The 17,461-nt window shown below is 72.2% G+C and carries 24 protein-coding genes; 10 read left to right on the forward strand and 14 right to left on the reverse strand.

Features of this window, described 5'->3' with window-relative positions; genetic code table 11:
* Positions 1-103 precede the first annotated feature (103 nt).
* Complete coding sequence (locus tag B9O00_RS08180) at positions 104-1,162, reverse strand: MraY family glycosyltransferase (RefSeq protein WP_085121970.1); 1,059 nt, start codon at positions 1,160-1,162, stop codon at positions 104-106.
* A gap of 237 nt (positions 1,163-1,399) precedes the next feature.
* On the opposite strand from B9O00_RS08180, the gene ffh reads away from it, so the two are divergent.
* The 7 genes from ffh (at position 1,400) to B9O00_RS08215 (ending at position 7,321) form a co-directional block, all read left to right on the forward strand.
* The gene (ffh, locus tag B9O00_RS08185; protein ID WP_085121971.1) at positions 1,400-2,830 is read left to right on the forward strand and encodes a signal recognition particle protein; all 1,431 of its coding nucleotides are present in this window, start codon (positions 1,400-1,402) and stop codon (positions 2,828-2,830) included.
* Positions 2,827-3,654 (forward strand): VOC family protein, encoded by an 828-nt coding sequence (locus tag B9O00_RS34130; protein ID WP_322111164.1) that lies wholly within the window; start codon positions 2,827-2,829, stop codon positions 3,652-3,654. Before ffh ends, B9O00_RS34130 begins: the two co-directional genes overlap by 4 nt.
* Before the next feature lie 43 nt (positions 3,655-3,697).
* Entirely contained in the window at positions 3,698-4,102 is a 405-nt protein-coding gene (rpsP, locus tag B9O00_RS08195) for a 30S ribosomal protein S16 (RefSeq protein ID WP_085121972.1), read from the forward strand.
* A 33-nt stretch (positions 4,103-4,135) separates the two neighbouring features.
* Positions 4,136-4,693 (forward strand): ribosome maturation factor RimM, encoded by a 558-nt coding sequence (gene rimM, locus B9O00_RS08200; RefSeq protein WP_085121973.1) that lies wholly within the window; start codon positions 4,136-4,138, stop codon positions 4,691-4,693.
* A gap of 96 nt (positions 4,694-4,789) precedes the next feature.
* Entirely contained in the window at positions 4,790-5,542 is a 753-nt protein-coding gene (gene trmD, locus B9O00_RS08205) for a tRNA (guanosine(37)-N1)-methyltransferase TrmD (RefSeq protein ID WP_085121974.1), read from the forward strand.
* A 12-nt stretch (positions 5,543-5,554) separates the two neighbouring features.
* Positions 5,555-5,998: a 50S ribosomal protein L19 gene (gene rplS, locus B9O00_RS08210; RefSeq protein WP_085121975.1), complete on the forward strand. Its 444-nt coding sequence runs from the start codon at positions 5,555-5,557 to the stop codon at positions 5,996-5,998.
* Positions 5,999-6,439: 441 nt separating this feature from the next.
* A complete protein-coding gene (locus B9O00_RS08215) occupies positions 6,440-7,321 on the forward strand; it encodes an RNA polymerase sigma factor (protein ID WP_085121976.1) in 882 nt (293 codons plus the stop codon).
* A gap of 18 nt (positions 7,322-7,339) precedes the next feature.
* Here B9O00_RS08215 and B9O00_RS08220 read toward each other — a convergent pair whose 3' ends face one another.
* From B9O00_RS08220 to B9O00_RS32410, 13 genes are all read right to left on the reverse strand, one after another.
* A complete protein-coding gene (locus B9O00_RS08220; RefSeq protein WP_085121977.1) occupies positions 7,340-7,846 on the reverse strand; it encodes a GNAT family N-acetyltransferase in 507 nt (168 codons plus the stop codon).
* Positions 7,847-7,977: 131 nt separating this feature from the next.
* Positions 7,978-8,319 carry a hypothetical protein gene (locus tag B9O00_RS08225; RefSeq protein ID WP_085121978.1) on the reverse strand — a complete coding sequence of 114 codons (342 nt, stop codon included), beginning with the start codon at positions 8,317-8,319 and terminating at the stop codon, positions 7,978-7,980.
* A 65-nt stretch (positions 8,320-8,384) separates the two neighbouring features.
* Complete coding sequence (locus B9O00_RS08230; RefSeq protein ID WP_085121979.1) at positions 8,385-8,663, reverse strand: RebB family R body protein; 279 nt, start codon at positions 8,661-8,663, stop codon at positions 8,385-8,387.
* Between the two features lie 56 nt (positions 8,664-8,719).
* Positions 8,720-9,043 carry a RebB family R body protein gene (locus B9O00_RS08235; protein WP_085121980.1) on the reverse strand — a complete coding sequence of 108 codons (324 nt, stop codon included), beginning with the start codon at positions 9,041-9,043 and terminating at the stop codon, positions 8,720-8,722.
* Between the two features lie 117 nt (positions 9,044-9,160).
* The gene (locus B9O00_RS08240; protein WP_085121981.1) at positions 9,161-9,391 is read right to left on the reverse strand and encodes a RebB family R body protein; all 231 of its coding nucleotides are present in this window, start codon (positions 9,389-9,391) and stop codon (positions 9,161-9,163) included.
* 72 nt (positions 9,392-9,463) lie between these two features.
* Complete coding sequence (locus B9O00_RS08245; protein WP_085121982.1) at positions 9,464-10,048, reverse strand: RebB family R body protein; 585 nt, start codon at positions 10,046-10,048, stop codon at positions 9,464-9,466.
* 206 nt (positions 10,049-10,254) lie between these two features.
* Positions 10,255-10,578, reverse strand: coding sequence for a RebB family R body protein (locus tag B9O00_RS08250; protein WP_085121983.1), 324 nt, complete (start codon positions 10,576-10,578; stop codon positions 10,255-10,257).
* Positions 10,579-10,626: 48 nt separating this feature from the next.
* Entirely contained in the window at positions 10,627-10,872 is a 246-nt protein-coding gene (locus B9O00_RS08255; RefSeq protein ID WP_089229560.1) for a hypothetical protein, read from the reverse strand.
* Between the two features lie 226 nt (positions 10,873-11,098).
* Entirely contained in the window at positions 11,099-11,428 is a 330-nt protein-coding gene (locus B9O00_RS08260; RefSeq protein ID WP_085121985.1) for a RebB family R body protein, read from the reverse strand.
* A 111-nt stretch (positions 11,429-11,539) separates the two neighbouring features.
* Positions 11,540-11,878, reverse strand: coding sequence for a RebB family R body protein (locus tag B9O00_RS08265; RefSeq protein WP_085121986.1), 339 nt, complete (start codon positions 11,876-11,878; stop codon positions 11,540-11,542).
* Positions 11,879-12,042: 164 nt separating this feature from the next.
* Positions 12,043-12,375: a RebB family R body protein gene (locus B9O00_RS08270; RefSeq protein ID WP_085121987.1), complete on the reverse strand. Its 333-nt coding sequence runs from the start codon at positions 12,373-12,375 to the stop codon at positions 12,043-12,045.
* A 221-nt stretch (positions 12,376-12,596) separates the two neighbouring features.
* On the reverse strand, positions 12,597-12,926 hold the full coding sequence (locus tag B9O00_RS08275; RefSeq protein ID WP_085121988.1) for a RebB family R body protein: 330 nt from the start codon (positions 12,924-12,926) through the stop codon (positions 12,597-12,599).
* Between the two features lie 172 nt (positions 12,927-13,098).
* Positions 13,099-13,608 (reverse strand): RebB family R body protein, encoded by a 510-nt coding sequence (locus tag B9O00_RS32410; protein ID WP_200808435.1) that lies wholly within the window; start codon positions 13,606-13,608, stop codon positions 13,099-13,101.
* Positions 13,609-14,030: 422 nt separating this feature from the next.
* Between B9O00_RS32410 and leuC the strand changes: the two genes are divergently transcribed.
* From leuC to B9O00_RS08295, 3 genes are all read left to right on the forward strand, one after another.
* A complete protein-coding gene (leuC, locus tag B9O00_RS08285; protein WP_085121989.1) occupies positions 14,031-15,455 on the forward strand; it encodes a 3-isopropylmalate dehydratase large subunit in 1,425 nt (474 codons plus the stop codon).
* A gap of 118 nt (positions 15,456-15,573) precedes the next feature.
* Complete coding sequence (gene leuD, locus B9O00_RS08290; RefSeq protein ID WP_085121990.1) at positions 15,574-16,185, forward strand: 3-isopropylmalate dehydratase small subunit; 612 nt, start codon at positions 15,574-15,576, stop codon at positions 16,183-16,185.
* A gap of 4 nt (positions 16,186-16,189) precedes the next feature.
* On the forward strand, positions 16,190-17,437 hold the full coding sequence (locus B9O00_RS08295; protein WP_085121991.1) for a flavin monoamine oxidase family protein: 1,248 nt from the start codon (positions 16,190-16,192) through the stop codon (positions 17,435-17,437).
* Positions 17,438-17,461: the final 24 nt, after the last annotated feature.

Consider the following 17,461-nt stretch of genomic DNA (forward strand, 5'->3'; position numbering starts at 1 on the left):
CCGTCGAATCGGCAACTCCGTCCGGACGGACCGCCCGGTCCTTCCGCCCGCCTGCCGTTGCCGTGCCGATGCGCTGAGGCCTTAGCAGGCGCCGCCCGCGCCTTCAAGCGTGCTGACCGGCCCCCGCCTGCCGCGCCCGGCCGCGCGCGAGCCGGCGCAGCAGCCAGGCAACCAGCAGAGCGGCCGCGGCCAGGGCGGTCCAGGGGCCGAGCCGGCCGGCCAGCAGGGCGAGCACGATCAGGCCGGCATCGACGAATCCGATCAGGCGCGCGACCGCGGCGTGGCTCAGGCCGCGCTGCACGGCGCGCTGGTAGAAGTGCTCGCGGTGGGCGCGCCAGACCCGCTCGCGGCGCGCGGCCCGGCGCAGCAGGGTGATCGTCGCGTCGCACCAGTAGTAGGCCGGCAGGATCAGCGCGGCGGCCCACTGCCCCTCGGCGGCGGCGAGCAGCAGCAGCCAGCCGAGCAGGAAACCGAGCGGCACCGAGCCGACGTCGCCCATGAAGATGCGCGCCGGCTGCCAGTTCCAGGCCAGGAAGCCGACCGCGGCGGCGGCGATCAGCAGTGCCAGGCCGGCCGGCAGCAGGGCGCCGCCGAGGCCGAACAGCAGGGCGATGCCGATGCCCAGGCCGGCGCTCTCGACCCCGGTGATGCCGTCGATGCCATCCATGAAGTTGTAGAGGTTGACGAACCAGAGCCAGGCCAGGCCGGCGAGCAGCCGGTCGAGCCAGAACGGCAGCAGGCCCTGGAACACCGGCCCGACGCCGCCCCCCGGGCCGTCGAGCAGGGCGAGGCCGGCGGCGACGGCGACGATCTGCGCCGCGAAGCGCGGCGCGGCGCCGAGGCTCACCAGGTCGTCGACGAAGGAGATCGCCGCCAGCAGCAGGGCGCCGGACCAGATGATCCAGAGGCCGGCCGGCGGCGCCCCGCCTTGCCAGAGCAGCAGCAGCGGCCAGCCCAGCAGCAGGGCGCCGACGATCGCCAGCCCGCCGCCGCGCGGCGTCGGGTCGCTGTGGCTGGAGCGCTCGTTGGGCCGGTCGAGGATGCCGCGGCGGTGGAGCAGCCGGGCCAGCGCGCCGGTGCCGGCCAGCGACAGCAGGAAGACCAGCGCCAGCGTCGCGGCGAGCGGCAGCAGGTCGGACCAGGTCGAGGCTGTGGTCGGCATGGCGCTCCGATTACCCGCTGGCCCGGCCGGCGGCAATCGCGAAACCCCGGGGGAAGCCGGCTGCGGCGCGATTCCGTTTGACCCGGCCGGTTCGCCTGCCTATTTTCCGCGCTCCACCGTCAGGATCGTCCTGCGGTTCCGAGGAGCCACGCCAGTCCGCGAGTGTCGCGCACTGGCGCGTTTTGCGTTGTCGCGCCGGCCGTCGCCGGCGGGTCCCAACCAAGCGAGGAAGCGCCGTTGTTCGAGAGCCTGCAGAGCCGCCTCTCCGACGTCTTCGGCAAGCTGACGCGCCGCGGCGCGCTCAGCGAGGCCGACGTCCAGGCCGCGCTGCGCGAGGTGCGCGTCGCGCTGCTCGAGGCCGACGTCGCTCTGCCGGTGGTCAAGGACTTCGTCGAGCGGGTGCGCGACAAGGCGGTCGGCCAGGAGGTGCTGCGCTCGGTCACGCCCGGCCAGCAGGTCGTCAAGATCGTCAACGACGAGCTGGTCGAGATGCTCGGCGGGGCCGGCGCGCAGGGGGACTCGGGGACCGGCCTCGACCTGGCCGCGACGCCGCCGGTGCCGGTCATGCTGGTCGGCCTGCAGGGCTCCGGCAAGACCACCAGCTGCGGCAAGATCGCGGTGCGCCTCAAGGACCGCGAGCGCAAGAAGGTCCTGATGGCCTCGCTCGACGTGCGCCGTCCGGCCGCCCAGCAGCAGCTCGCGGTGCTCGGCCAGCAGGCCGGCGTCGCGACCCTGCCGATCGTGCCCGGCGAGCCGCCGGTCGCGATCGCCCGGCGCGCCATGACGACCGGCGCGCTCGAGGGCTACGACGTCGTGCTGCTCGACACCGCCGGCCGCCTCGCCATCGACGAGGCGCTGATGGCCGAGGTCGCCGAGGTGCGCGAGGCGGTCAAGCCGCGCGAGACCCTGCTGGTCGCCGACGCCATGACCGGCCAGGACGCGGTCAACGTGGCCCAGGCCTTCAACGAGCGGGTCGGCGTCACCGGCATCGTGCTGACCCGGGTCGACGGCGACGCGCGCGGCGGCGCGGCGCTCTCGATGCGCGCGGTCACCGGCCGGCCGATCAAGCTGCTCGGCGTCGGCGAGAAGCTCGACGCGCTGGAGGCCTTCCACCCCGACCGCGTCGCCTCGCGCATCCTCGGCATGGGCGACATCGTCTCGCTGGTCGAGAGGGCAGCCGAGACGATCGAGGCCGAGGAGGCCGAGAAGCTCGCCAGGAAGCTGGAGAAGGGCAAGTTCGACCTGGACGACATGGCCCAGCAGCTCAGGCAGCTGACCAAGATGGGCGGTCTTTCCCAGCTGATGAACCTGCTGCCCGGCACGCCGAAGATCCAGCAGCAGATGAAGAACGCGAAGATCGACGACAAGATGGTCAAGCGCCAGATCGCGATCATCTCGTCGATGACGGCGCAGGAGCGCCGGCACCCGGAGGTCATCAAGGCCTCCCGCCGGCAGCGCATCGCGGCCGGCTCCGGCACCTCGGTGCCGGAGGTCAACAAGCTGCTCAAGCAGTTCGCCGACGCGTCCAAGATGATGAAGCGGGTCCAGAAGCTTGGCAAGAAGGGGCTGGCGCGCGCCGGCCTGCCGGGCCTCGGCGGCCCCGGCGGCGGGATGGGTGGCGGCGGCATGGGCGGCGGCCTGCCGCCGGGATTCGGGAAGCGGCGATGAGCCGGCTCGACGGGATCACCCTCGGCTACCGCGATCGTGCCCGCGCCCAGGCCTTCTATGCCGCGGCGCTGGCGCCGCTCGGCATGGGCGCGCTGGTCGAGCGTGAGGCCGAGGTCGGCTTCGGCCGGCCCGGCGCCGCACCGGTCGCCTGGCTGCTGAGGCCCTTCAACGGCCTGCCGCCGACCTGGGGCAACGGCACCCATGTCGCCTTCCTGGCCGGCTCGCGCGAGGCGGTCGAGGGCTTCTACAAGGCCGGCCTCGCGGCCGGCGGCCTCGACGAAGGCGCGCCGGGCCTGCGCCTGCACTATGCCGACGACTACTACGCCGCCTACCTGCGCGATCCGGACGGCAACAAGCTGCAGGCCGTGCACTACCTCGGCGGCGACCCGGCGACCGTCGAGGCCGAGCCCTTCTCGCACATCACGCTCGGCTGCAACGACCTGGAGCGCGGCCGCGCCTTCTACGATCCGGTCATGGCGTCGCTCGGCCTGGCGCGTGTCGTCGACGAGCCGGACCTCTCGTACGGCTACGGCCGCGCCGGCAGCCGGCTGCCCTGGGTCTACGCCCACCGCACCTTCGACGGCCGCCCGGCGACCTGGGCGAACGGCTTCGAGGTGGTCTGGCAGGCCGACGACCCCCGGCAGGTCGAGGCCTGGCACGCGGCGGGCCTGGCCAACGGCGGCTTCGACGAGGGTGCGCCGGGGCCGCGGTCCTATCGTCCGGGCTATTTCGGCGCCTACCTGCGCGACCCCGACGGCAACAAGCTTCACGCCTTCTGCCTCGCGGAAGGCCGGGACCCCTTGGTCCGCCCGACAACCGAATAGCCAAACAACCGAATAGACAGCGTTCAAACGAGGAGCTCGAGAAATGTCGATCAAGATCCGCCTGGCGCGCGGCGGTGCCAAGAAGCGCCCCTTCTACCAGATCGTTGTCGCCGACGCGCGCAGCCCGCGCGACGGCCGCTTCATCGAGCGGGTCGGCAGCTACAACCCGATGGTCCCCCAGGACCATCCGGAGCGCATCGTGCTGCGCGAGGAGCGCATCCGGCACTGGCTGTCCGTCGGCGCCCAGCCGACCGACCGCGTCGCGCGCTTCCTCGGCCAGGCCGAGATCATCGCCAAGCCGACCTACAAGGAGCAGCCGAAGAAGAGCGCGCCGAAGGCCAAGGCCCAGGAGCGCCTGAAGGAGCGCGAGGAGGCCGCGAAGGCTGCCGCCGACGCCGCCGCGGAGCCTGCCGCGGCCCCGGCCGGGGAGGGCTCGGCCGAGGCGTAAGCCGTCGGCCGCGACCTGTCCGGTGCCGATGCCATGGCGCGCGAGCGGCTCTGCCTGGGCGCGATCGCCGGGGCCCATGGGGTCCGCGGCCTGGTCAAGCTGAAGAGCTTCACCGAGGTCCCGGAGTCCGTGGCGGCCTACGGTCCGCTCACCGACGAGTCCGGCAGCCGGACCTTCCGCCTCGCCGTCAAGGGGCGGGTCAAGGACCTGCTGCTGGCGGCGATCGAGGGCGTCGAGGACCGCGACGCTGCCCAGGCCCTGCGCGGCACCCGGCTCTACGTCGAGCGCGACCGGCTGCCGTCGCCGGAGGATCCGGAGGAGTTCTACATCGCCGACCTGGTCGGGCTGGCGGTGGAGACGGCGGCGGGCGAGCGGCTCGGCCGGGTCAGCGACGTCGCCGACCACGGCGCCGGGGCGATCCTGGAGGTGACCCCCGAGACGGGGCCGGTCTTCGACCTGCCCTTCGTGCGGGCGGTGGTGCCGACGGTCGACCTGGCGGGCGGCCGGCTGATCGTCGAGCCGCCGGCGGAGACGGCCGGCGAGGCCGAGGCGGACGCGTCCGGCGAGGGGGCCGACGATGGGCGGGAGTGAGCGGCCGGGAAGTCGCGCCGTGCGGTTGCGGAAGGGCTGGACAAAGCGCTGCCGAACCGCCATAAAGCGCGCCTTCCGGCGGAACGGCGGCGACCGATGAGCGTGCCTGGGACCGAGCCCCGCGACCAGGGGGCGCCCTGGACCGCATCGGTCCTGACGATCTTCCCGGAAGCCTTTCCGGGCATCCTGGGTCTCAGCCTCGCCGGCCGGGCCCTGGAGCGCGGGATCTGGCGGCTCGAGGTCTCGGACATCCGCGACTTCGCCCTGGACCGGCACCGCTCGGTCGACGATTCGCCGTTCGGCGGCGGCGCCGGGATGGTGATGCGGCCGGACGTGGTCGATGCGGCGCTGGCAGGCGTCGCGGAGCGGCCGGGACCGCTGGTCTACCTGAGCCCGCGGGGCCGGCTCCTGGACCAGGAGCTGGTGCGCGAGCTGGCGGCGGGCCCGGGCGTGCGGCTGCTGTGCGGCCGCTACGAAGGCGTCGACGAGCGCGTGCTCGAGGCGCGGGGCGTTGCGGAGGTCAGCGTCGGCGACTACGTCCTGTCGGGCGGTGAGGTCGCGGCGCAGGTCCTCCTCGATGCCGTGGTGAGGCTGCTGCCGGGCGTCATGGGCAACGCCGAGAGCCCGGCGGAGGAGAGTTTCGAGCGGGGACTCCTGGAGTACCCGCAGTACACGCGTCCCGCCCTCTGGCAGGGACGGGCGGTACCGGAGGCCCTGGTCTCCGGCCATCATGCGCGGGTCCGGCAGTGGCGCCGGGAGCGTGCCGAGGAATTGACGAGACAGCGGCGCCCGGATCTCTGGAGCCGCTACCAGCAGGCCGCCGGAAGCGGTCGTGAGAGCAAGGATTAGGGACCCAAGGCCATGAACGTGATCCAGCAGCTCGAGCAGGAGCAGATCGACGCGCTGACCGCCCAGCGTGCGGTGCCTCAGTTCGCCCCGGGCGACACCCTGCGTGTCAACGTGAAGGTGGTCGAGGGAACCCGCGAGCGCGTGCAGGCCTTCGAGGGCGTCTGCATCGCCCGCAAGAATCGCGGCATCAACTCGAACTTCACGGTGCGCAAGATTTCCTACGGCGAGGGCGTCGAGCGTGTCTTCCCGCTGTACAGCCCGCGCATCGACTCGATCGAGGTCGTGCGTCGCGGCGACGTCCGGCGCGCCAAGCTCTACTACCTGCGCGGCCGCCGCGGTAAGTCGGCGCGCATCGCCGAGCAGACCACCGGCTCGAAGGCCAAGATCGCGCAGTCCGAGCGCGAGGCCGCCCTGGTCGCCAAGCAGGATGCCAAGGACGCCAAGGCCGGCGCCTGATCCGGCGGCGGCGCGAGCCACCCCTCACGGTGATTTGACGGGCGGCGGCCGGCCTGTCGGCCGACCGGGCTGACGGCGCGTGATCGCGCGGCCCCCTGCCCGGGCTGCGGCAAGCCGGCGCAGCGCGGGCACGCGCAGACAACTTCAGCGATGATCGTGTCGAACCGCCGGGGCAGAGCGCCCCGGCGGTTCTTCTTTTCGTCCCCAAGCGGGCCCGGTTTCGTCCACTTGTGGTTCTTCCTACCCTGCCCGATTATACAACCGGGGGTTACGAGAACCCAAGGGTGCACGACAAAAAGACCGTCACAACCGTGCAAAGCCGCGCGTCGGCATTCCGGGAGACGCGTGGTCTCGGTCGCCTGACCCGGCCCTCCGCGGCTCCAGCCGAAAGCTTCGTCGAAGCCCTTAAGGGTTCACTGGCGCAGGGGGGCCTGACGGCTTGTGGGTGGCAAGGGAAACTCATCGCCCGAAACAAGGGGCGCAGGCACGGCCGACGACGGCCGCAGCCGCAACGGCGGGCCTCAGCAAGGCCCGGCCCAGGCGATCGAGCCGCCATCCGACGGCAAGATCGTCGACCTCAGACAGGTTGCGCGGGTCCGCGGCGTCCCGGCGCCGGAACCTCCCAAACCGACCGCTCTCAACGACCTGATCCGCGCCGCCCGCCGGGCGCAGCGGCTGCGGCGCGACGACGCGCTGCAGCCCGGGCCGTCCGTCGGGCCGTCCCCGTCGGCGCCCGAGCCGCGGCCCGCACCGCCGCCGGCACTGCCGCCCGCGACCAGGCGGCGCACCGACGGCGGCAACGCGGCCTTCTGGGACGTCTGGCTGGAGCACCGCGAGCATCTGCGCCGCCAGTCGCTGCGTCTGATGTCCGGCAACCGGGCGGACGCGGAGGACGCCCTGTCGGCGGCGATGCTCAAGGCGTCGCAGAAGTTCGACGACTACGCGGACTCGATCATCAACGAGCGGGCCTGGCTGACGCGGCTGCTGCACAACGCCTGTATGGACGTCTATCGCGGCCACAAGCGCCAGGCGCGCTGGGTGCCCGATGCCGCGCTCGGCGAAGAGCCGGCCGACCCCCTGCCGCAGATCGCCGCCGAGAACGAGCGGTCGCCCGAGGAGATCGCGGTCGGTCGCGAGACCCTGCAGCAGCTCGAGGAGCAGATCCGCGCGCTGCCGCCCAACCTGCGCCTGCCCTTCGTCATGCGCTTCCTGCAGAACCGCTCCTACGAGGAGATCGCCGGTCGCCTGGAGCTGACCAACTGCGCCGTCCGCAAGCGCATCCAGCTGGCCCGGGAGCGCCTGCGCAGCAAGATCGAACGCTGAGCCGGCCGGCTCGGCCGCTCAATCCAGCATCATCTTGAAGCCGACGTGGCTGGCGGTGAAGCCGAGCCGCTCGTAGAAGCGGTGGGCATCGCCCCGGCTGCGGTCGCTGGTCAGCTGGACCAGGCCGCAGCCGGCGGCCCGCGCCCGCTCGACGGCGTCGAGGATGAGCCGGCCGCCGAGCCCGCGGCCGCGCAGCGGTGCCGCGATGCGCACCGCCTCGATCTGCGCCCGGGTCAGGCCCTGGCGCGCCAGGCCCGGCAACAGCATCAGCTGCAGGCAGCCGACGACCGTGCCGCCGGGCCCGCCGGCAGGGTCGACCGCGACGATCAGCTTGTGGCCGCCCAGGGCGCGCATGCGCTCGAAGGCCTCGCGGTAGCAGGCGGGCAGGGGATCCTCGGCCCGTTCCCGGGCGGCACCGAGGGCGTCGTCGGCGAGCAGCGCGACGATCGCCGGCAGGTCGGCCGCCTCCGCCTCGCGGAAGACGACCGCGTCCGGCTGCAGCGCCGGCTCCAGGGTCTGGCTCATGACGCTGCTTTAGACCGCTTCGCCGCGCCGGGGAAGCCCCGGGCGGCGAAACGCAGACCGCCGCTCCCGGGAAAAGGAGCGGCGGCTTCGGGCCGCCCGCCGGCGGCCGCGCGATGGGCCGGGCGCGTCGGCTACCCGGCCGGGAACTCCGTGGCGATGCCGGTCGCCGCCGTGCCGACCGCCGTGTAGTTGGTGGTCGCCGCGGTCACCGCCTCCTGGGCGGCGGTCAGCACCGTCAGGTAGAAGGGATTCTTGGTCTCGAGCATCAGCGACAGCGCGACGCCCTGGGCGGCGGTCGCGATCGCCTCGATGTTGCGCAGGTAGTCGGTCGCGTCCTGGACCGCGAAGGCGGTCGCCTGGGCGACCTTCTGGTAGGCGATCGACTGCCCTTCCTTCTGGGCGATGTCGACGACGTTGGCCTGGCTGTTCTGGACCGCCGCGACGATCTGGCCGTTGAGTGCGTTGTCGCTCATGGCTCTCGTCCCTCCCTCATCTCAGCCGCGCTCCTCGGCGGAGCGCGTGCCTGTCGCCCGGGCGCTCAGCCGCCGCCGGTGCCGCCGCCGCCCCCGCCGCCGCCGCCCATGCCGCCGTTGGCGATGTCGAGGATCAGGCGGCAGGCGGTCGAGGTCACCGCGTTGCCGATCTGCTGCAGGCCGCCCTGGGTCTGCATCGAGTTCTGCATGGCCAGGCTGATCGAGTGGGCCATCGTCTGGTAGACCATGCCCATGGCCTGCGCCGGGGCCTCACCCAGCACCTTCACGTTGGTCTGGGTGACGGCATCGGTGATCTGCGAATTGACCGGTGTGTTGTCAGCCATGGCCTTCGCCCACCCTTGTTGCGGCGCGCCTCAGGAGCGCCCCGTTCCCTTCCGGATCACGACTTCAGCGCCTTGAGGGCGACCACGACCGCCAAGAGGTTGTTGGCGAAGTCGCTCTGCCCGAGCTTCGCGGTCACGGCAGCCGCCGCCATCGAGTTGGTGCTGTAGATCTGGATCACGCCCTGGTTGGTCGCGGCCTGGCCGCAGATCGCCGCCTGGGCCTGCTGCTGCACGGTATTCTGGTAGAGGATGCCGAGCGAATGGGCGAGCGACTGGTAGACCGAGCTCATCGCGATGGCCGGCGCCGAGGCCAGCGTGTTGACGCCGGCCTGGGTCACCGCGTCGGTGATCTGACCGTTGACCGCCGTCGGGAAAGCCATGCCTCGGATCCTCCTGCTGTCGCGGGCCGCTCGTCGGCGGGTGCCGCAATCCCTGTCTCACCGACTCAGACGGCCGGGCGCCCGCTCTGTGACGCGCCGGCCGGCGTTCGATTCGCTTCAGCCGCCGCCGCTGCCCTGCTTCAGGATCAGCGAGGTCGCGACCGAGGTCGCCGAATTGGTGATCTGCTGCATGCCGCCCTGGGTCATCATGGCGTTCTCCATGGCCAGACCGGTCGACTGCGCCAGCGACTGGTAGGCGACGCCGAGCGCCTGGGCGGCTGCCTCGCCGAGCACCTTGACGTTGGTCGAGACCACCGCGTCGATGACCTGGTCGTTCACTGTCGGCATCTGCCTGCTCCCTGTCTTGCTTTCCGGCTCGCCGTCGCCCCGGGCCCGGTCGACGGGCCCTGCTCGAGCGGCCTAGTAGACGACCGGCGTGCGGCCGACGAAGCCGCTCAGCGAACCGGTCAGCCGGTCGATGGTGTCGAGCAGTCGCGCGCTGTGCTCGTAGATCTTCTCGAGTTCCTGCGTCCTGCGGGCGGCTTCTTCCGCCTCGGCCGACGACTCGCCGGCCGTCTGCGCGGCGGGCCCGCCGGCCAGCTGGTCCGCGGCGGTCAGCTCGGCCGCGTCCGCCGCTACCTTCTCGAACTCCGCCGCCGGCGGCGCGCCGGCTCCCTCGGGCAGCGCGCCGTACAGCTCCGGATGTGGCAGGGCGACGGCTTCGACCGGTTCCCGGTCGGGCTCGGGCTCGGGCTCAGGCTCGGGCGCCGGCTCGGGCCGCTCCCGGGGCGGCTCGAGGAAGCGCCGGACCGCGGCGTTCGCCGCCGCCTGGCTGGTCAGCATGTACTGCTGCTGCTCCGCGACCAGGTTGGCGTAGAGCGACGCCGAGCCCTGGGCGCCGGCCAGGTAGGACTGGCCGAGCGCGACGCTGGCAGCCTCGTCGAGCACCGCGCCGCCGGCCTGGGTGACGCTATCCGCGATCTGGCTGCTGACCCGCTCGCTCATGACGGCTCTCCGACAACGGTGGTCCGCTCCCCGGCCTCCGCGCCGGGCGCTGTCCCACCTGTGACGCGCGAAGCCCTGCTCTTGTGATCGGCCGCGACGCCGCGACCGGCAGAAAGCAGGAAGGCCGGGCGCTCGTCCGGTGGACGAAGCGGCCCGGCCTGTCCGTCGCCGCCCCGGAAGCGGGCCGACGCTCGGAGCACGAGGGTCTAGGACGCCACGGCCTTGAGCGCCGCCAGCAGGGACAGCATGTTGTCCGGCACGTCGGACTGCGAGATCTTCGCGGTGCTGACCGCCCCGGCCATCGAGTCGATGGAGTAGATCTGGATGACGCCCTGGTTGGTCGCCGCCTGGGCGCAGATGCCGATCTGCTGCTGCGAGCTCACGGCATTCTCGAACAGGATGCCGGTCGAGTGGCCGAGGCTCTGGAAGATGGCGCCCATGGCCATCGCCGGGGCATCGCCCAGAACCTTGACGTTGGCCTGGGTCACCGCATCGGTGATCTGGCCGTTGACTGCCGTCGGTAACGCCATCTCAGCTCTCCTTCCTTGTCTGCGACCGGCGCCGCGCCGGCCTGACCTTCACTTCCTGCGGTGGGACCGCAGCACGCCGCTCAGCAGACGATCGATGCTTTCGCTGGTCGCCTGCCGTTGCCGGTCGACCATCTCGGCGAACAGGTCGGCACGGGCCGCTTCGGCCGGGTCGGAAAGGGGCTCTTCCAGAGGATCGAGCACCATCGGAGCCGACCCGGCGGCCTTGCCATCCGCCGGTCGGTCCGGGTCGCCGGCCACCGTCATGCCGTCGAGGGCCCTGAGGGCCTGCAGCATCCGGTGTCTGGCTTCCTCCTGTCCCATAGAGACTTGTTCCTTGCGGTCCGTCCGCCTGTCCGGCCGGGTCCCGGGCGCTGCGGCCCGGCGACATCGGCTGTCCTGAAGACGTCGGGCGCGACCCTTTGTGACGCCGGCGGCCGGATCGCTGCCCGAGACGCGAAACAGGCCGCGTGGAGGCGCGGCCTGTCTGGTCGGGATGGCCGCGCGGCGGCCGTGGGGGGTGTCAGCGGCCCCGGCTCGCGACCCGCTCGGAGTCGATCAGCGCCAGCAGGCTGTCGGCGCCGTCGCTCTGGGCCAGGCGGCCCGTCGCGACCGCGCCGGCCATCGAGGAGATGCTGTAGATCTGGATGACGCCCTGGTTGGTCGCCGCCTGGCCGGCGATCGTCGCCTGCTGGAAGGCGTTGACTGCGCCCTCGTAGAGGATCGCGGTCGAGTGCGCGAGGCTCTGATAGATGCTGGCCAGCGCGGTCGCGGGGGCCTCCGCCACGACCTTGACGTTGGTCTGGGTGACGGAATCGGTGATCTGGTCGTTCAGAGCCGTGGGCTGCGCCATGGTGCCTCTCCGCTCGGGCCTCCTGCCGGACCGGCCGGCGCCGGCGGCCCGGCCCGGGGGTGGCCGCGGCGCCGGATCGCCGGCCGGATCGCTGCTTCGTCAGGAACCGCGTCAGTCGCCCTTGCCGGGGCGCAGCAGCTTGAGCGCGCCCTCGACCGCCGCCGCCTGGGACGACATCGCGCCGTTCATCTGGTTGCTGACCATGTTCGCGAAGAGGATGTTGTTGGCCTGCGACGCCGCCAGGTAGTTCTGGGCGATCGCCACGGCCCCGGCCTCGCCGAGAATCTTCACGTTGGTCTGGGAAACGGCATCGGTGATCTGCGGATTGACGCTGTCCATCGCGTGGCTCCCTCGCTGGCGGTATGGGCGCTCCGGGGCATAGACGGCCTCGGCCTCGAAGGTCTCGGTCCGCTCGACCCGCTCGTCGATATGCTCGCGCTTGCTGGGCATGGGCTCGCTCCTTGTTCGCGCCGCTGCTGGCTAGACGGTCCGCCGGGCCGGCTTGTGAAGAACCGTCCCGGATCGGGCCGTCGCCGCCGCGCGCCACGACGAGAAAAGGCCCGGCCCGACCGGAAGGGGTCGGGGCCGGGCCCGGCGGGGGAAACGCGGGCGGCTCAGGTGACCGAAAGGCCGGTCGCCTTCAGCGAGCTGAGCAGCGCCAGCATGGTGTCCGGCACGTCGGACTGCGAGATCTTCTGGGTCGAGACGGCGCCGGCCATGGAGTCGATCGAGTAGATCTGGATCACGCCCTGGTTGGTCGCCGCCTGGGCCGCGATCTGCAGCTGCTGCTGCGAGCTCACGGCGTTCTCGTAGAGGATGCCCGTCGAGTGGGCCAGGCTCTGGTAGATGGCGCCCATCGCCATCGCCGGGGAGTCGCCCAGCACCTTGACGTTGGCCTGGGTAACGGAATCGGTGATCTGGTCGTTGACGGCCGTGGGAAGCGCCATGGTCTTTCTCCTCCTGCCACGCTTGCCGAAGAGCGGGTCCGATCGGGTGCTCCGCCCGTGATGAGGACGCGCCGGCCCGCGGATTGTGATGCGGGGAAGGTCGGGGAAACGCTGTTTTCAGGGGTTTTTCGCGAAACGGACCGACGCTGGAACGGCGACGGGCCCGCGTCCGGTCGGACGCGGGCCCGTCGAAGGGGGAAGGGTTGGATCCCGGCCCGGGCTCAGGCCTGGACCTGGGTCGCCTTGAGCGCGGTCAGCAGCGCCAGCATGTTGTCGGGCACGTCCGACTGGGCGATCTTGGCCGTCGACACCGCGCCGGCCATCGAGTCGATGCTGTAGATCTGGATCACGCCCTGGTTGGTCGCCGCCTGCGCACAGACGCCGAGCATCTGCTGCGAGCTCACGGCGTTCTCGAACAGGATGCCGGTCGAATGACCGAGGCTCTGGAAGATGGCACCCATGGCCATCGCCGGGGCGTCGCCCAGAACCTTGACGTTCGACTGCGTAACGGCGTCGGTGATCTGGCCGTTCACGGCCGTCGGAATCGCCATCTTTCTACTCCTTCACCTGGTTTGGCCTCGATCGAGTCCGCGAAAGGGTCGGGGCCACGCCTTCCCGATACCGTCCGCTGGGGAGTAGACGCGGCGCGTCGGGCCTTGTGACGGCGGTGAAGGGCCTGCGGCCGGCGCCCCGTCCGCCCGGGCGCCGGCCGGCCGGGGCGCCCTAGCTCGTCGGCTGGCTGGCGAGCCGGTCGACGATCGCCTTGGCGAGGGCGCTGACCGTCGAATCGCTGACCTCGCCGGCCAGCAGCGTGGTCGCCGTGGTGGTCGTGTCCAGGCCGGCCCCGAGCAGCTGCTCGATGCCCTTCAGGGTCGCGGTCTGCAGGATCGTGTTGGCGGTCGCCTGCTGCAGGATCGCGTTCTGCATGCCGGCGGCCGTCGCCCCGGCCATCGCCTGGTAGATCATCGACAGGGCCATGGCCGGCGACTCGCCGACCGCCAGCACGTTGGCTGCGGCCACCGCCTCGGCGGCGAGGCCGAGGCCGCTCGGCGGCGCCTCCGCGCCGTCGCCGCCGCCACCGCCGTCGCCGGCGGAGCCGCCGCTTCCGCCGCTGCCGCCGCCTCCGGCGGTCTCGCCACCCGTCTGTCCGGCCGACGTCCTGGCGGCCGCGGCCCTCGGAGCGGAGCGGCTGGTGGTGATGGTCTGCTCGTTCGCGCCCGACTTCACGGACACGGTCGTCGAATCGTCCTTCGGCTGGTCAACTGTCGTTTTGCCCGGAGCCGGAGCGGCGCCGGACCTGGTCTCGGACTTCTTGTCTTCTGGCATGGCAAAGTCTCCCGTCATCGCGCAGCGCCACGCTGGCCGGACGCACCGGACCCCTCCATCCCGCGCCGGCCTTGCCACGCCCCGGCGGGGACGTTCCCTGAGGGATCCGTTCGCCCGCAAGAGTAGCGGCTTTTTCCGGCGGCGGGAACGGCCTTGCAGATCGGCCATGCGCGCGGCGCGACCGCGGGCCGGGCGCGCTTTGACGGCGTCGCCTTCGGCGCTATGCTCGCCGCCCCCGAGGAAGGTCCCGCCAGAGGGCCGTCCGCCAGAGACCGTCCGCTGGAGACCCCGGGGTTACGTCCATCCGGAAGAGGAAGAGACCGCCCGCCATGGCACGGCCGCGCACGCTGTTCGAGAAGATCTGGGACAACCACGTCGTCGAGCGTCAGGACGACGGCACCTGCCTCATCTACATCGACCGCCACCTGGTCCACGAGGTGACCAGTCCGCAGGCCTTCGAGGGCCTGCGCCTCTCCGGCCGCAAGGTGCGCCGGCCCGAGGCGACCCTCGCGGTGCCGGACCACAACGTGCCGACCTCCGACCGCTCCAAGGGCATCGAGGACGAGGAGAGCCGGATCCAGGTCGAGACGCTCTCGTCGAACTGCGCCGAGTTCGGCGTGCCGCTGATCGACATGAACGACGTCCGCCAGGGCATCGTCCACATCATCGGGCCCGAGCAGGGCCTGACCCAGCCGGGCATGACCATCGTCTGCGGCGACAGCCACACCTCGACCCACGGCGCCTTCGGCGCGCTGGCCTTCGGCATCGGCACCAGCGAGGTCGAGCACGTGCTGGCGACCCAGACGCTGATCCAGCGGCCGGCCAAGAACATGCGCATCGCCGTCGACGGCGCGCTGCCCCACGGCATCACCGCCAAGGACCTAGTCCTGGCGATCATCGGCAAGATCGGCACGGCCGGCGGCACCGGCCACGTCATCGAGTACGCCGGCCCGGCGGTCCGGGGCCTCTCGATGGAAGGCCGCATGACGGTCTGCAACATGTCGATCGAGGGCGGCGCGCGCGCCGGCCTGATCGCCCCCGACCAGACCACCTTCGACTACCTGAAGGGCCGGCCGATGGTGCCCAAGGCCGGCGCCTGGGAGCAGGCCGTCGCCTTCTGGAAGAGCCTGCCCAGCGACGAGGGCGCGGCCTACGACAAGGAGGTCACGCTGTCGGTCTCGGAGATCGAGCCGCAGGTCACCTGGGGCACCTCGCCCGAGGACGTGCTGCCGATCTCCGGCGTCGTGCCGGACCCGGCGGCGATCGCCGACGAGGGCCAGCGCCAGGGCGTCGAGCGCTCGCTGAAGTACATGGGCCTGACCCCCGGCACCCGGCTGCAGGACGTCGCGATCGACAAGGTCTTCATCGGCTCCTGCACCAACGGCCGCATCGAGGACCTGCGCGCCGTCGCGGCGATCGCCCAGAAGGCGCTGGCGGGCGGCCGCAAGGTCGCCGAAGGCGTCTACGCGATGGTCGTGCCGGGCTCCGGCCTGGTCAAGGAGCAGGCCGAGGCCGAGGGCCTGGACCGCATCCTCGTCGAGGCCGGCTTCGACTGGCGCGAGCCGGGCTGCTCGATGTGCCTGGCCATGAACGCCGACAAGCTGAAGCCCGGCGAGCGCTGCGCCTCGACCTCGAACCGCAACTTCGAGGGCCGCCAGGGGCCCGGCGGGCGGACCCACCTGGTGAGCCCCGGCATGGCCGCGGCGGCGGCCCTCACGGGCAGGCTCGCCGACGTCCGCGAGTTCCTCGGCTGACGCGAGACTGTGCAGCCGGCGCCGGCCCGCTCCCCCGCCCCGCCACCCACGACAGTATCCTTCCAGGGGTGGCGGGGCGGGGGAGCGGGCCGGTGCCGAGACACTGGAGAGAGAGCCCATGGAGAAGTTCACGACCCTGACCGCGGTCGCCGCGCCCCTGCCGATGGACAACGTCGATACCGACAAGATCATCCCGGCGCGCTACCTCAAGACGATCAAGCGCACCGGCCTTGGCGCCGGCCTGTTCTCGGACATCCGCAAGGACGGCGACGGCAAGGGCGGGCCCTTCGTGCTCGACCAGCCGGCCTACAAGAACGCGAAGATCCTGATCGTCGGCGACAACTTCGGCTGCGGATCGTCGCGCGAGCACGCCGCCTGGGCGCTGCTCGACGGCGGCATCCGCTGCGTCATCGGCGAGTCCTTCTCGGACATCTTCTTCAGCAACGCCGGCAAGAACGGCATCCTGCTGATCCAGCTGCCGCCGGAAGAGATCGAGAAGCTGATGGACGACGCCTCGCGCGGCGCCAACGCGACCCTGACGATCGACCTCGAGGCCCAGACCATCCGGGGCCCGGACGGCGGCACGATCCATTTCGAGGTCGATCCCTGGAAGAAGCACTGCCTGCTGAACGGCCTCGACGACATCGGCCTGACCCTGCAGAAGGCGCCCTCGATCGACCGCTTCGAGGGCGGCCAGAAGGCTCAGCAGCCCTGGCTCTACGGCGCGTAGCTCGGTGACGGTCGACGTCGCCATCGTCGGGGCCGGCGCCGCCGGCCTCGGGGCGGCCGGTCGCCTGGCCGAGGCCGGGCGCAGCGTCGTCGTGCTGGAGGCGCGCGACCGGGTCGGCGGCCGCGCCCACGTCGTGCAGACCGCCGAGGGCTGGCCGATCGACAAGGGCTGCCACTGGCTGCACTCGGCCTCGAAGAACCCCTTCGTTGCGCTCGCGGAACGGCGTGGCTTCGCGGTCGACCGCTGCGAGCAGCTCTGGGCCCGCGACTGGACCCGCAAGGTGCTCGGCGAGGCCGCCTACGAGCTGGAGGCGACCTGGGAGGAGCTGTTCGAGGCCGCCGAGGCGGCCGAGCGCAGCGGCCGCGACGCCTCGCTCTCGGCGCTGCTGCCTGACGGCGCGCGCTTCAAGCCGCACGTCGCGGCGGCAATCGGCTGGATCTGGGGCGGCGCGCTCGACGCGGTCTCGGCGACCGACCATGTGCGCAGCCTGGAGACCATGGAGAACTGGCGGCTGCCGGCCGGCTACGGCAGCTTCGTCGCCGACCTGGCGACGGACTTGCCGGTCGAGCTCGGCCGCGCGGTCGAGCGCCTCGAGCGGCTGCCGTCCGGCGTCCGGCTGAGCGGCGCCTGGGGCAGCCTCGAGGCCGCGGCGGCGATCGTCGCGGTGCCGCTCTCGATCCTGCAGCAGGGGCGGATCGCCTTCGCGCCCGGGCTGCCGGCGGCCCAGGCCGCGGCATTGGAGGGCCTGCGGCTCGGCTCCGACAACAAGATCTACTTCCGTTTCCCGACCGAGCCGGGGCGCGACCCCTTCGGCGGCGAGCGCGACTTCCAGACCAACAGCCGCTACGACAGCGAGAGGGCGGCGCACATCCATGTCGCGCCCTTCGGCCGCGCCCTGGTCGAGGTCTATGTCGGCGGCCCGCTGTCGCGCGAGCTCGAGGCGGCGGGGTCCGGGGCGATGGTCGCCTACGGCCGCGAGGCCCTGGCCGAGTGCTTCGGCAGCCGGGTCGGGCCGGACCTGGAGCCGGTGCTGACCACCGGCTGGGATGCGGATCCCTTCAGCCTCGGCGCCTATTCCCACGCCCTGCCGGGGCGCGCCGACGACCGGCGGACCCTCGCCGCCCGCTTCGACGAGCGCCTGGCGCTGGCCGGCGAGCACACCAACGACGTCTTCCCGGCCTGTGCCCACGGCGCCTGGCTGTCCGGCCGGCGCGCCGCCGAGCAGCTGCTGGAGAGCGTCCCGGCCGCCTGAGCGAGAGCGGATTCGGACGATCTG

The organism is Tistlia consotensis USBA 355 (assembly GCF_900177295.1).
Taxonomy (GTDB): Bacteria; Pseudomonadota; Alphaproteobacteria; order Kiloniellales; family DSM-21159; genus Tistlia; species Tistlia consotensis.

Excerpts from the sequence above, each read along its gene's own strand:
- trmD (WP_085121974.1), top strand. The coding sequence starts at position 4,790 with ATGAGCGTGCCTGGGACCGAGCCCCGCGACCAGGGGGCGCCCTGGACC.
- B9O00_RS08275 (WP_085121988.1), bottom strand. The coding sequence starts at position 12,926 with ATGGCGATTCCGACGGCCGTGAACGGCCAGATCACCGACGCCGTTACG.
- B9O00_RS08245 (WP_085121982.1), bottom strand. The coding sequence starts at position 10,048 with ATGAGCGAGCGGGTCAGCAGCCAGATCGCGGATAGCGTCACCCAGGCC.
- B9O00_RS08230 (WP_085121979.1), bottom strand. The coding sequence starts at position 8,663 with ATGGCTGACAACACACCGGTCAATTCGCAGATCACCGATGCCGTCACC.
- B9O00_RS08220 (WP_085121977.1), bottom strand. The coding sequence starts at position 7,846 with ATGAGCCAGACCCTGGAGCCGGCGCTGCAGCCGGACGCGGTCGTCTTC.
- B9O00_RS08235 (WP_085121980.1), bottom strand. The coding sequence starts at position 9,043 with ATGGCTTTCCCGACGGCGGTCAACGGTCAGATCACCGACGCGGTGACC.
- B9O00_RS08180 (WP_085121970.1), bottom strand. The coding sequence starts at position 1,162 with ATGCCGACCACAGCCTCGACCTGGTCCGACCTGCTGCCGCTCGCCGCG.
- B9O00_RS08270 (WP_085121987.1), bottom strand. The coding sequence starts at position 12,375 with ATGGCGCTTCCCACGGCCGTCAACGACCAGATCACCGATTCCGTTACC.
- B9O00_RS08255 (WP_089229560.1), bottom strand. The coding sequence starts at position 10,872 with ATGCTGCAGGCCCTCAGGGCCCTCGACGGCATGACGGTGGCCGGCGAC.
- rimM (WP_085121973.1), top strand. The coding sequence starts at position 4,136 with ATGGCGCGCGAGCGGCTCTGCCTGGGCGCGATCGCCGGGGCCCATGGG.
- leuD (WP_085121990.1), top strand. The coding sequence starts at position 15,574 with ATGGAGAAGTTCACGACCCTGACCGCGGTCGCCGCGCCCCTGCCGATG.
- rplS (WP_085121975.1), top strand. The coding sequence starts at position 5,555 with ATGAACGTGATCCAGCAGCTCGAGCAGGAGCAGATCGACGCGCTGACC.
- B9O00_RS34130 (WP_322111164.1), top strand. The coding sequence starts at position 2,827 with ATGAGCCGGCTCGACGGGATCACCCTCGGCTACCGCGATCGTGCCCGC.
- leuC (WP_085121989.1), top strand. The coding sequence starts at position 14,031 with ATGGCACGGCCGCGCACGCTGTTCGAGAAGATCTGGGACAACCACGTC.
- B9O00_RS08265 (WP_085121986.1), bottom strand. The coding sequence starts at position 11,878 with ATGCCCAGCAAGCGCGAGCATATCGACGAGCGGGTCGAGCGGACCGAG.
- B9O00_RS08250 (WP_085121983.1), bottom strand. The coding sequence starts at position 10,578 with ATGGCGTTACCGACGGCAGTCAACGGCCAGATCACCGATGCGGTGACC.
- rpsP (WP_085121972.1), top strand. The coding sequence starts at position 3,698 with ATGTCGATCAAGATCCGCCTGGCGCGCGGCGGTGCCAAGAAGCGCCCC.
- B9O00_RS08260 (WP_085121985.1), bottom strand. The coding sequence starts at position 11,428 with ATGGCGCAGCCCACGGCTCTGAACGACCAGATCACCGATTCCGTCACC.
- B9O00_RS08225 (WP_085121978.1), bottom strand. The coding sequence starts at position 8,319 with ATGAGCGACAACGCACTCAACGGCCAGATCGTCGCGGCGGTCCAGAAC.
- B9O00_RS08240 (WP_085121981.1), bottom strand. The coding sequence starts at position 9,391 with ATGCCGACAGTGAACGACCAGGTCATCGACGCGGTGGTCTCGACCAAC.